Raw genomic sequence first — 12,031 nt, 5'->3', positions numbered from 1 at the left:
CTGATAGAAGGGCGCATCCCGTAGGGTTGATTGACCTTATTCGCGGGCTATCACGGTTCCGCTTACTTCTTGCGAAGCCGCTGAATCAACGAAGATGTATCCCAGCGGCTCCCGCCCATCTTTTGTACATCTCCGTAGAACTGATCCACCAGAGCAGTAACCGGCAAGGTTGCGCCGTTACGATTCGCCTCCTGCAGGCAAATTCCCAAGTCTTTCCGCATCCAGTCCACAGCGAAGCCATAATCGAACTTCCCATCCGCCATGGTGGCTGAGCGGTTTTCCATCTGCCACGACTGAGCAGCGCCTTTGGAGATGACATCCACTACCTTTTTGATGTCCAAATCCGCCTGTTCTGCGAAATGCAGCGCCTCTGAAAGCCCTTGAATCAGGCCGGCAATGGCGATCTGGTTCACCATCTTCGTTTTCTGGCCGCTTCCAGCGGGGCCCATCAGGTTCAGTGCGCGAGCATAGTGTTCCATGACCGCTACGGCTTTGTCATAGGCTTCTTGGTTGCCGCCACACATGATAGTTAGCTGTCCGTTTTCAGCGCCTTGTTGGCCGCCGGAGACCGGTGCATCGATAAAGCCTTGGCTGGCCTTGGAAGCGGCCGCCGAGAGGTGTTCGGCGATTCCAGCAGAGGCGGTTGTGTGATCAATAAGGATTGCACCTGCGGGGGCGTTTTCAATAATGCCGCCCGGGCCTTCATAAACGGCCAGTAGGTCTTTATCGGCGCCCACGCAAGTCATCACGAAGTCGGCATTCTGGACGGCTTCCGAGATCGTCTGGCAGGATTTTCCGGGGAATTCGGAGGCCCATTTCTCGGCTTTGTCGCCGGAACGATTCCAGACTTGAACCGAGATGCCTGATTTGGCCAAATGTCCGGCCATGGGGTAACCCATAACGCCTAAACCAATAAAAGCGGCTGTTGTTGTCATTGTTGAACTCCTTTTTTCCTTATAAACACAAAGGCCGCTGAAATCAGCGGCCTTTGTGTGTTTTTCGATGTTCCCCAAACAATTACTTGGTTGGGTAGTCGCGCTTCGGAGAGCCGGTGTACAGCTGGCGCGGACGGCCGATGCGGTTGGCGCCGCTGACCATTTCATTCCAGTGTGAGAACCAGCCAATCGTGCGGGACATTGCGAAGATAACGGTAAACATGGATGTTGGGATACCGATAGCCTTCAGAATGATGCCGGAGTAGAAGTCGACGTTCGGGTACAGCTGACGCTTCACGAAGTATTCGTCCTCCAGGGCGATTTTTTCCAGACGCTGGGCGATCTTCAGCAGCGGATCGTTTTCCAGGCCGAGTTCGCTCAGTACTTCGTGAGCGGTCTGAGCCATAACCTTGGCGCGCGGGTCGAAGTTCTTGTAAACCCGGTGGCCGAAGCCCATCAGACGGAATGGGTCGTCTTTGTCCTTCGCTTTCGCGATGAACTTTTCAATGTTGGACTCATCGCCAATTTCAGCCAGCATATCCAGAACAGCTTCGTTCGCGCCGCCGTGTGCTGGCCCCCACAATGCTGCGATACCAGAGGCGATACAGGCGTATGGGTTGGCGCCAGTGGAGCCGGCCAAGCGTACGGTGGAAGTAGAAGCGTTTTGCTCGTGGTCTGCGTGCAGAATAAAGATCTTGTCCATCGCGTTCGCGAGAACCGGGTTCGGTTTGTACTCTTCGCACGGAGTGCCGAACATCATCTGCAGGAAGTTTTCTGCGTATGACATATCGTTGCGCGGGTACATGAATGGCTGGCCTACGGAGTACTTGTAGCACCAGGCTGCGATGGTTGGCATTTTCGCAATCAAGCGGTGCCCGGTGATCTCGCGCTGTTTCGGATCGCCGACATCCATTTGGTCGTGGTAGAACGCAGACAAAGCTCCAACAACGCCACACATGATGGCCATCGGATGCGCGTCACGGCGGAAGCCGTTGAAGAAATTGCGCATCTGGTCGTGCAGCATTGTGTGGTTTTTGATGGTGTTGTGGAAGCGCTTGTTCTCTTCTTCGCTCGGCAGTTCGCCGTTAAGAAGGAGGTAGCACACTTCAAGAAAGTCAGATTTTTCGGCAAGCTGGTCGATCGGGTAGCCCCGGTGAAGCAGAACGCCGTTAGCGCCATCGATGTAAGTGATAGCAGATTCGCAGGCTGCGGTAGAAACAAAACCTGGATCGTATGTGAAAACGCCTTCCTGGACTAGCCCGCGTACGTCAATAACGTCAGGGCCGACGGTGCCGGAATAAATCGGAAGCTCAATGGACTTATCTCCCACCGAGAGCGTGGCTTTCCTGTCGGTCATGGTGCTCTCCTGTTCTATTAGGTTTAGCAGCTCTTTGCATTTATCGATGCGCGAGAAGGCGCGTATTATCGCAAAACTGGCGGCAAAATATAGGGTGTCAGCTTTTTTTGTCAATCTATTGATGATGAAAACACGGATTTACATGAGCAAAAGAGGGCCCTGAACCACGGGTTTTCGGCGCTTCAGGCTCCGAAAAATTTTTGTCAATAAGCTAAATAGGGGAGACGGTTGTGCGGCTGGCAAGGCTTTCGGCGCAGTTGCAGGTTTGTAATTACCGAGGTGTCTCCTTATAATCCGTAGCCCGGAATCGGGGATGCGCCTGCCTGCAGGCTAGAGCATAGCAAGCTATCGGGTTGTCATCCGCCCTCCTGAACCAATCGGTTATCGGTTTCGTATCGATTCTCCGGTCCCAACATACTAACCATCCGCTGCCGGAATATCGGTTTTGCGGAACCAAAAGAGAGTGTGAGAGCGCTGTGAATAGCAAACGACCAGTAAATCTCGATCTCGGCAAGTTCCATTTTCCGCTGCCAGCCATTACATCGATCCTGCATCGCATTAGCGGCATCATCATCTTCGTGGGTGTTGCTTTTCTGATGTACGGTTTGGATCTCTCCTTGTCCGGAGAAGATGGCTTCAATCGCGTTAATGAACTGCTGGACAGCTTCCTGGCAAAGCTGATTACCTGGGGCATCCTGTCTGCTCTGCTGTACCACCTCGTTGCGGGTATTAAGCACCTGCTGATGGACGCTGGTATCGGCGAAGAGCTTGAGAGCGGTCGCCTTGCCGCGAAAATCACGCTAGTGGTTTCCATTGTTCTGATTATTCTGGCAGGAGTCTGGGTATGGGCATGAACAGTGTAACGAATATCGGTCGTAACGGGATTCAGGATTGGATCATTCAGCGTGCTACAGCCTACGTGTTGGCGCTTTATACGCTGTTCCTGTTGGGTTTCTTTATTACGACTGACGTTGACTACCAGGCTTGGGCGGCGCTGTTCAATCAGGGTTGGTTCAAGATCTTTAGCCTGCTGGCGTTGCTGTCTATTGCCGGACACGCGTGGGTTGGTTTGTGGACCGTTTCTACTGACTACATTAAAGCGGCACTTCCACGCTTTTTGCTGCAGGCAGCCTGCATCATTGTGATGTTTGTGTATGTCGTGTGGGGCATTCAGATCCTTTGGGGGCTTTAATCGATGTCTAACATCAAAACCATGTCTTACGACGCGATTGTTATCGGTGGTGGTGGAGCTGGTATGCGAGCCGCCCTCCAGCTGACTGAGTCTGGTCTTAACACCGCGTGTATCACGAAAGTATTTCCAACCCGTTCGCACACTGTATCCGCTCAGGGTGGTATTACTTGTGCGATCGCGAGTGCTGATCCCAATGACGATTGGCGCTGGCACATGTACGACACCGTTAAAGGTTCCGATTACATCGGTGACCAAGACGCTATCGAATACATGTGTTCTGTAGGTCCTCAGGCGGTATTCGAGCTTGAGCACATGGGGCTGCCGTTCTCCCGTACCGAACAGGGCCGCATCTATCAGCGTCCTTTCGGTGGTCAGTCCAAGGGTCCTGATAACCCGACTCAGGCTGCTCGTACCTGTGCTGCAGCTGACCGTACTGGTCACGCTCTTCTGCACACGTTGTACCAGGCAAACCTGAAAGGCGGCACCAGCTTCCTGAATGAGTGGTACGCGGTTGATCTGGTTAAGAACTCCAAGAACGAAGTTGTTGGTGTTGTGGCCATTGAGATCGAAACTGGTGAAGTTGCCTACATCAAGTCCAAGGCAACCGTTCTGGCGACGGGTGGTGCTGGTCGTATTTATGCGTCCACGACCAATGCACTGATCAATACCGGTGACGGTATTGGTATGGCCCTGCGTGCCGGGTTCCCGGTTCAGGATATGGAAATGTGGCAGTTCCACCCAACCGGTATTTACGGTGCCGGTACACTGGTAACAGAAGGTTGCCGGGGTGAGGGTGGTTATCTGATCAACTCTGAAGGTGAGCGTTTCATGGAGCGTTATGCTCCGAACGCGAAAGACCTGGCGGGCCGTGACGTTGTTGCGCGCTCCATGGTTCTTGAAATTCTGGAAGGACGTGGTTGTGGCCCTGAGAAGGATCACGTACTGCTGAAGCTGGATCACCTGGGTGAAGAAACTCTGAACCTGCGTCTGCCGGGCATCTGTGAGCTGTCACGTACCTTCGCTCACGTTGACCCTGTTAAAGAGCCGGTTCCCGTTGTTCCGACCTGTCACTACATGATGGGCGGTATCCCGACCAACGTTGGTGGTCAGGCTTTGTCTCAGGACGAAAACGGTAACGATCAGCCTATTCCGGGTCTGTTTGCTTGTGGTGAAGCAGCTTGTGTATCTGTACACGGCGCTAACCGTTTGGGCGGCAACTCCCTGTTGGATCTGGTTGTCTTCGGTCGTGCGGCTGGTCTGCACATTGAAGAGCAGATCCGTGGTGGCTTTGAAGTAGATAGCGCCAGCGATGAAGATATCAAGCGTGCCATGGCTCGTCTGGACCGCCTGAACAGTGCATCTGAAGGTGAAGATGTAGCTGCGGTTCGTAAGGACCTGCAGAACTGCATGCAGCTGTACTTCGGTGTGTTCCGTGACGGTAAGAGCATGGAAGAAGGTCTGAAGAAGCTGGAAGCAATCGGTGAGCGTGTTCGCAAGACCAAGCTGGCCGATACCAGTAAGGCGTTCAACACGGCGCGTATTGAGGCTCTTGAGCTCGATAACCTGTACGAAGTTGCGCTGGCTACTGCTATTTCTGCGAATGAGCGTAAAGAAAGTCGTGGTGCACATGCACGTAACGACTTCACTGAGCGTGATGACGAGAACTGGCTGAAGCATTCCATGTACTTCCCGCTTGAGAAGCGTGTGGGCAAGCGTGACGTGAACTTTGCGCCGAAGACTGTTCCGACCTTCCAGCCGAAAGTCCGGACCTACTAAGGGGAGATTCTGAATATGTTGGTAAGTCTGTATCGCTACAATCCAGAAGCTGATAACGCCCCTTACATGCAGGATGTTGAAGTTGAGATTCCTGCAGGCAAAGACCTTATGGTTCTGGATGTTCTGAACCTTGTGAAGGAGAAAGATCCTTCCATGAGTTACCGTCGTTCCTGCCGCGAAGGTGTGTGTGGTTCTGACGGCATGAACATGAACGGCAAGAACGGCTTAGCTTGTATTACGCCTGTTTCCGACGTGGTCAAGAACAACAAGCTGGTTTTGCGCCCTCTGCCAGGTCTGCCAGTCATTCGTGACTTGGTTGTCGACATGGGCCTTTTCTACAAGCAGTACGAAAAGGTTATGCCGTACTTGGTTAACGATAAGCCGGCGCCCGCCATTGAGCGCCTGCAAACTCCTGAAGAACGTGAGAAGTTGGATGGTCTGTACGAGTGTATTCTCTGTGCGTGCTGCTCCACAGCTTGTCCGTCCTTCTGGTGGAACCCGGATAAGTTCATTGGTCCGTCTGGCCTGCTGCAAGCATACCGCTTCCTGGCAGACAGTCGTGACACGGCTCAGGCTGAGCGTTTGGCCGAGCTGGATGATCCGTTCAGCGTATTCCGCTGCAGGGGTATCATGAACTGCGTAAGCGTTTGTCCGAAAGGTCTGAATCCCACCAAGGCGATCGGCCACATTCGGAATTTGCTGCTGCAAAGGGCCACCTGACCGGCAAATCTCGAAGAAATAGCTATACTGGTTACCCGATGCCAGTTAGCACTCCTGAGGGCCTCGCTTATGCGGGGCCTTCAACCAAAGGCTTATAGTCAAAAGTCTTACCAGGATGCAAACTGACTCCGCTGCCTGGTTTCCCTCTCTTTGGTTTCCTTGCAGTGTCGCTGAGTACAAAAAATCACAGGGGACGGAATCTTCCGTAATGGTTGTGGTATCCGGTTGTCATGCCGTAATAACCCGTATTGACTGGAAAATACCACTGGCCGACCATACCCGCTCCCCCGCACCAGCCAAGGTGAGCTATTCAAAATGCACGAAAGCATCATGGAGCAGTTATGGCAGACTTCCCACTTACAGGGTGGAAATCTAGCCTATGTTGAACAGCTTTTTGAAACCTACCTGACAGATCCCAATGCTATTCCTGAAGAGTGGCGGAGCTACTTCGATAAGCTCCCGAGCGTCGATGGCCAGCAAGGCCGTGATGTTATTCACTCGACGATCCGTGAACAGTTTGAACACATCTCGCGAAACCAGCGCTTTTTGGCCAGTGGCGGCGTTCCGGCCAGCGCCACATCCGATGCTGACAAAAAGCAGATCCGTGTTCTACAGCTGATTAACGCGTACCGTTTCCGTGGTCATCAGGAATCCAAGCTTGACCCACTGGGTGTCTGGCAGCGTGAACCTGTAGAAGATCTTGATCCGGCTTTTCATGACTTGCATGAATCCGATCTGGATTTAGAGTTTCAGACCGGCTCTTTGAGCTTCGGTTCTGAGACAATGAAGCTTAGAGACATCGTTGACGGGCTTCGTCAAACCTATTGTCAAAGTATCGGCGCTGAATACATGCACGTGGTGGACACGCGCATCAAGCGCTGGTTCCAGCAGCGCATGGAACCGGTACGTTCTCGTCCTCAGTATGAGACTGAAACGCGCAAGCATCTTCTGGAGCGTCTGACGGCTGCTGAAGGGCTCGAGAAGTATTTGGGCTCCCGTTACCCGGGTGTTAAGCGTTTCGGCCTTGAAGGCGGTGAGAGCCTTATCCCTTGTCTTGACGAATTGATTCAGCGTGCCGGCTCGTACGGCGCCAAAGAAATCGTCTTGGGCATGGCGCACCGTGGCCGTTTGAACGTGTTGGTCAACACGCTCGGTAAGAACCCCAAAGAATTGTTTGACGAGTTCGAGGGCAAGAAGCTCGCGGATTCCGGTTCGGGTGACGTGAAATACCACCAGGGCTTCTCTTCAAACGTCATGACTCCGGGTGGCGAAGTTCACTTGGCTATGGCGTTTAACCCGTCGCACTTGGAAATCGTTGCTCCGGTTGTTGTGGGCTCGGTTCGAGCGCGTCAGGATCGCCGTAACGACACGGACGGAACCAAAGTGTTGCCGATCGTGATGCACGGTGATGCGGCCTTTGCGGGCCAGGGTGTGGTGATGGAAACCTTCCAGATGTCCCAGACACGGGGCTTCGGCGTGGGTGGTACCATTCACATCGTGATTAACAACCAGGTTGGTTTCACCACGAGCAGGCAGGAAGATGCTCGTTCTACGGAATACTGTACTGACGTGGCCAAGATGGTCCAGGCACCTATTCTTCACGTTAACGCAGACGATCCCGAAGCGGTGATGTTCGCGACCCACCTGGCCGTTGATTACCGCAACGAGTTCAAACGTGATGTCGTCATCGATCTGGTTTGCTACCGTCGTCGCGGTCACAACGAAGCTGACGAGCCTGCTGCCACCCAGCCGTTGATGTACGAAAAGATTCGTAAACTGAAAACCACGCGAAACATCTACGCCGATCAGCTGATGCAGGACGGTATCCTCACCGAGGATGAAGTCAAGCAGATGGAAATGGATTACCGGGATGCGCTCGACAATGGCGAGCACGTGGTCAAGTCGCTGGTTAAAGAGCCTAACAAAGACCTGTATGTGGACTGGACTCCCTACCTCGGGCATGAGTGGACGGCCAAGTGTAAAACCAGCGTAGCGGCCAAAACGATCAAGAAGTTGGGGGCCAAGTTGACGCAGGTTCCGGAAGGTTTCAGCGTGCAGCGTCAGGTGTCCAAGATCGTGAATGACCGTGAGAAGATGACGGCAGGCGCGTTGCCTCTGAACTGGGGTTACGGTGAGATGATGTCGTACGCGACACTGCTCAACGAAGGGCACCAGATCCGCCTGACGGGTCAAGACGTTGGACGTGGTACTTTCTCCCACCGTCATGCGGTACTTCATAACCAGAAGGACGGTTCTTCGCACATCTCGCTTCAGGCGTTGTCGGAAGACCAGCCGAGTTTCGACATTTATGACTCTCTGCTGTCTGAAGAAGCCGTTATGGCGTTTGAGTACGGCTACGCAACCACTCAGCCGGACGCATTGATTATCTGGGAAGCGCAGTTTGGTGACTTCGCCAACGGTGCTCAGGTGGTTATCGACCAATTCCTGACCAGCGGCGAGCACAAGTGGGGCCGTTTGTGCGGTCTGACACTCCTGCTGCCCCATGGTTATGAGGGGCAGGGGCCGGAACACAGTTCAGCCCGTTTGGAGCGTTTCCTTCAGCTGTCCGCGCAGCACAACATTCAGGTGTGTGTGCCGACGACGCCGTCCCAGGTATTCCACATGTTGCGACGCCAGGTTAAGCGTCCGTTGCGGAAGCCGTTGATTGCGATCACGCCGAAGAGCCTGCTGCGCCATAAAGAAGCTATTTCAAGCTTGGACGATTTGACGTCTGGCACATTCCAGACTGTGTTGCCCGAAAAGGATCTGCCTGATCCGAAGAAGGTGACGCGCCTGATCATGTGCAGCGGTAAGGTGTATTACGATCTGCTGGATAAGAAGAAAGCAGATGAGCGTGATGATGTCGCGCTGGTTCGCATTGAACAGCTATACCCGTTCCCGGCTGACGACCTTGATGAAATTCTGGGTCAGTATCCTAAGCTGAAAAATGTGGTTTGGTGTCAAGAAGAGCCAATGAACCAGGGTGCTTGGTACCCAAGTCAGCACCATATGCGTAATGCACTGCAACGCCTGAACCCAAAACTCTACCTTCAGTATGCCGGTCGTGAGCCTTCCGCTGCTCCTGCGTGTGGACATATGTCCGTACACATTGAAGAGCAGAAGAAATTGGTTAACGACGCGTTCGAAATCTGACGAGCTACCGAGCTAAGGAATTGTAATGACAACAGAGATTAAAGCCCCAGTTTTCCCTGAGTCGGTTGCCGAAGGCACCGTCGCGACTTGGCATAAGCAGCCAGGCGAAGCCTGTTCACGTGACGAGCTGATTGTCGACATTGAGACCGACAAAGTTGTGCTCGAAGTGGTTGCTCCGGCTGACGGTGTGATTGAAGAAATCGTAAAAGCCGAAGGCGATACCTGCGAAAGCGGTGAAGTTATCGGTAAGTTTAAAGAAGGCGCCGCGGGTGAATCCAAGCCTGCAGAAAGCAAGGCGGATACCAGCAAGGCCGAAGATAAGTCCGATGCGAGCGAAGATGCTCCGGCATCCGGCGATGCGATCTTGAGCCCGGCAGCACGTAAGTTGGCGGAAGAGAACAGCGTTGATCCGGCTTCTGTTAAAGGCACCGGCAAAGATGGCCGTGTTACTAAGGAAGATGTTCAGAGCCACATCGAGAGCAAGAAGTCTTCGGGTTCTGCGTCCTCTAAGCCTGCTGCGGCACCTGAAGTTACCGTTGCACAAGGCGAGCGCCCAGAGAAGCGTGTTCCGATGACGCGTCTGCGTGCCAGCATCGCGAAGCGTCTGGTTGAAGCTCAACAGACCGCGGCTATGTTGACTACGTTCAACGAAGTGAACATGGCACCGATCATGGAGCTGCGTAAGCAGTATCAGGAAAGCTTCGTTAAGCGTCATGACATCAAGCTTGGCTTTATGTCGTTCTTTGCTAAAGCTGCGACCGAAGCGCTGAAGCGCTTCCCGGCTGTTAACGCATCCATCGACGGCAACGACATGGTTTACCACGGATACCAGGATATCGGTGTTGCGGTCTCTACCGAACGTGGTCTAGTTGTGCCTGTTATCCGTGACGTTGACGCACTGGGACTGGCAGATATCGAGAAAAAGATCGTTGAATACGGAAACAAGGCCAAAGGCGGCAAGCTGGGTATTGACGATATGACCGGTGGTACCTTTACCATCACCAACGGTGGTATTTTCGGATCGTTGATTTCTACGCCAATCCTGAACCCGCCACAGACAGCAATCCTGGGCATGCACAAGATCCAGGAGCGCCCAATGGCGGTGAACGGCAAGGTTGAGATCCTGCCAATGATGTACCTGGCGCTGTCATACGATCACCGTATGATTGACGGCAAAGACGCCGTTCAATTCCTGGTAGCCATCAAGGAAATGCTTGAAGACCCGGCGCGTATCCTGCTGGACGTGTAAGCTGATACTCAACGAATCTGAGAACAGGAAAAATTATGTCCGATAAGTACGATGTGATTGTCATTGGTGCAGGCCCCGGCGGTTACGTGGCGGCTATCAAGGCTGCCCAGCTGGGTCTGAAAACTGCGTGTGTTGAATCCTGGACTGCTGAAGACGGCAAAAGCCAGGTACTGGGTGGAACCTGCTTGAACGTAGGCTGTATTCCATCCAAAGCGTTGCTGGAAGTGACTCACAAGTTTGAGGAAGCTAGCCACGATTACGAGTCCATGGGTATTTTGGCCAAGAGCGTCGATATCGACGTCGCCAAAATGATGGAGCGTAAGGCTGGTATCGTTAAGCAGCTGACCGGTGGCATCGCCGGTCTGTTCAAGGCTAACGGCGTAACGTCGATTCACGGTCACGGCAAATTGCTTAATGGTCGTAAGGTAGAAGTTACCGATAAAGACGGTAAAACCAAGACTTACGAAGCCGAGAACGTCATCTTGGCGAGTGGTTCAAAGCCGGTCGAGATTCCACCTGCACCGTTTGACGGTGAATACATCGTGGACTCTGAAGGTGCGCTTGAGTTCACTGAAGTTCCTAAGCGCTTGGGTGTAATCGGTGCAGGTGTTATCGGTCTTGAGCTGGGTAGTGTTTGGGCTCGTTTGGGCTCAGAAGTCACCATTCTGGAAGCACAAGATAACTTCCTGCCAGTGGTTGACCAGCAGATTGCCAAAGACGCTCTGAAGCACTTCAAAAAGCAAGGCCTGAATATTATCACGGGTGCTCGCATGACCGGTGCTGAAGTAAAGCGCAAGCTGGTTAACGTGAGCTACGAAGATTCCAAAGGTAAGCAGGAAGCGAAGTTCGACAAGCTGATCGTAGCTGTTGGTCGTCGTCCTTATACTGATGGTCTGTTGGCAGAAGACTCCGGTGTGAATCTGGACGAGCGTGGCTTTATCTTTGTCGATGACAAGTGCAAGACCGAAGCGCCGGGCGTTTGGGCTGTTGGTGATATCGTGCGTGGCCCGATGCTGGCACACAAGGCATCTGAGGAAGGTGTCATGGTTGCTGAGCGTATTGCTGGCCACAAGCCTCAGGTCAATTACGACTGCATTCCTAACGTGATCTACACGGCTCCGGAAGTGGCCTGGGTAGGCAAGACCGAAGAACAGCTGAAAGCGGAAGGTGAAGAGTATAACGTTGGCACTTTCCCGTTTGCAGCTAACGGTCGTGCTATGGCTGCCAATGCCACGGGCGGTATGGTCAAGATCATCGCAGATGCGAAGACAGACCGTATTCTTGGCTTCCACGTTGTTGGGCCCCAAGCGTCAGAAATCGTTGCTCAGGGCGTGATCGCCATGGAGTTCGGTTCTACCGCTGAAGATTTGGCTTTGACCTGCTTTGCGCATCCGACTCTGTCTGAGTCTGTGCATGAAGCGGCCCTGGCCGTTGCGGGTGGGGCGATTCACGTCGCCAACCGTCGCAAAAAGAAGTAACGCAGACCAGAAGCAAGGGGCGCCCGTAAGAGCGCCCCTTCGCTATAACAACAACCGATTTCTGGTTGCGGACATGGTGAGCTGAGGTGATCCCCTGCTCATCAAACCGAATTCGCATTTAAGACTTCCCAAGTGGGGAGCAGCGGGTTCTTCTCCGTACGTGGTTATCCT

General features: G+C 53.3%; 9 protein-coding genes. 7 read left to right on the top strand and 2 right to left on the bottom strand.

The window, feature by feature from the left end:
* Nucleotides 1–62: 62 nt before the first annotated feature.
* Together ACNQ6O_RS06010 and gltA are read right to left on the bottom strand one after the other, a co-directional pair.
* The gene (locus tag ACNQ6O_RS06010; protein ID WP_418052348.1) at nt 63–935 is read right to left on the bottom strand and encodes an NAD(P)-dependent oxidoreductase; all 873 of its coding nucleotides are present in this window, start codon (nt 933–935) and stop codon (nt 63–65) included.
* A gap of 82 nt (nt 936–1,017) precedes the next feature.
* On the bottom strand, nt 1,018–2,292 hold the full coding sequence (gltA, locus tag ACNQ6O_RS06005; protein ID WP_418052347.1) for a citrate synthase: 1,275 nt from the start codon (nt 2,290–2,292) through the stop codon (nt 1,018–1,020).
* Between the two features lie 476 nt (nt 2,293–2,768).
* Between gltA and sdhC the strand changes: the two genes are divergently transcribed.
* The 7 genes from sdhC (at nt 2,769) to lpdA (ending at nt 11,860) form a co-directional block, all read left to right on the top strand.
* Nucleotides 2,769–3,146: a succinate dehydrogenase, cytochrome b556 subunit gene (gene sdhC / locus ACNQ6O_RS06000; RefSeq protein WP_114335565.1), complete on the top strand. Its 378-nt coding sequence runs from the start codon at nt 2,769–2,771 to the stop codon at nt 3,144–3,146.
* On the top strand, nt 3,143–3,484 hold the full coding sequence (gene sdhD / locus ACNQ6O_RS05995; protein WP_418052536.1) for a succinate dehydrogenase, hydrophobic membrane anchor protein: 342 nt from the start codon (nt 3,143–3,145) through the stop codon (nt 3,482–3,484). The genes sdhC and sdhD overlap by 4 nt, the downstream gene beginning before the upstream one ends.
* A gap of 3 nt (nt 3,485–3,487) precedes the next feature.
* On the top strand, nt 3,488–5,260 hold the full coding sequence (gene sdhA / locus ACNQ6O_RS05990; protein WP_418052346.1) for a succinate dehydrogenase flavoprotein subunit: 1,773 nt from the start codon (nt 3,488–3,490) through the stop codon (nt 5,258–5,260).
* 15 nt (nt 5,261–5,275) lie between these two features.
* Nucleotides 5,276–5,980, top strand: a complete 705-nt coding sequence (locus ACNQ6O_RS05985) for a succinate dehydrogenase iron-sulfur subunit (protein WP_418052345.1) — start codon at nt 5,276–5,278, stop codon at nt 5,978–5,980.
* A gap of 315 nt (nt 5,981–6,295) precedes the next feature.
* On the top strand, nt 6,296–9,133 hold the full coding sequence (locus ACNQ6O_RS05980; protein ID WP_418052344.1) for a 2-oxoglutarate dehydrogenase E1 component: 2,838 nt from the start codon (nt 6,296–6,298) through the stop codon (nt 9,131–9,133).
* A gap of 25 nt (nt 9,134–9,158) precedes the next feature.
* Nucleotides 9,159–10,382: a 2-oxoglutarate dehydrogenase complex dihydrolipoyllysine-residue succinyltransferase gene (odhB, locus tag ACNQ6O_RS05975; protein ID WP_418052343.1), complete on the top strand. Its 1,224-nt coding sequence runs from the start codon at nt 9,159–9,161 to the stop codon at nt 10,380–10,382.
* Between the two features lie 35 nt (nt 10,383–10,417).
* Nucleotides 10,418–11,860 (top strand): dihydrolipoyl dehydrogenase, encoded by a 1,443-nt coding sequence (gene lpdA / locus ACNQ6O_RS05970; RefSeq protein ID WP_418052342.1) that lies wholly within the window; start codon nt 10,418–10,420, stop codon nt 11,858–11,860.
* Nucleotides 11,861–12,031: the final 171 nt, after the last annotated feature.

The organism is Marinobacter sp. SBS5 (assembly GCF_048285575.1).
Taxonomy (GTDB): domain Bacteria; phylum Pseudomonadota; class Gammaproteobacteria; order Pseudomonadales; family Oleiphilaceae; genus Marinobacter.
This window is presented reverse-complemented; position numbering and strand designations above follow the sequence as displayed.

Excerpts from the sequence above, each read along its gene's own strand:
- ACNQ6O_RS06010 (WP_418052348.1), bottom strand. The coding sequence starts at position 935 with ATGACAACAACAGCCGCTTTTATTGGTTTAGGCGTTATGGGTTACCCC.
- gltA (WP_418052347.1), bottom strand. The coding sequence starts at position 2,292 with ATGACCGACAGGAAAGCCACGCTCTCGGTGGGAGATAAGTCCATTGAG.
- sdhD (WP_418052536.1), top strand. The coding sequence starts at position 3,143 with ATGAACAGTGTAACGAATATCGGTCGTAACGGGATTCAGGATTGGATC.
- sdhA (WP_418052346.1), top strand. The coding sequence starts at position 3,488 with ATGTCTAACATCAAAACCATGTCTTACGACGCGATTGTTATCGGTGGT.
- ACNQ6O_RS05985 (WP_418052345.1), top strand. The coding sequence starts at position 5,276 with ATGTTGGTAAGTCTGTATCGCTACAATCCAGAAGCTGATAACGCCCCT.
- ACNQ6O_RS05980 (WP_418052344.1), top strand. The coding sequence starts at position 6,296 with ATGCACGAAAGCATCATGGAGCAGTTATGGCAGACTTCCCACTTACAG.
- odhB (WP_418052343.1), top strand. The coding sequence starts at position 9,159 with ATGACAACAGAGATTAAAGCCCCAGTTTTCCCTGAGTCGGTTGCCGAA.
- lpdA (WP_418052342.1), top strand. The coding sequence starts at position 10,418 with ATGTCCGATAAGTACGATGTGATTGTCATTGGTGCAGGCCCCGGCGGT.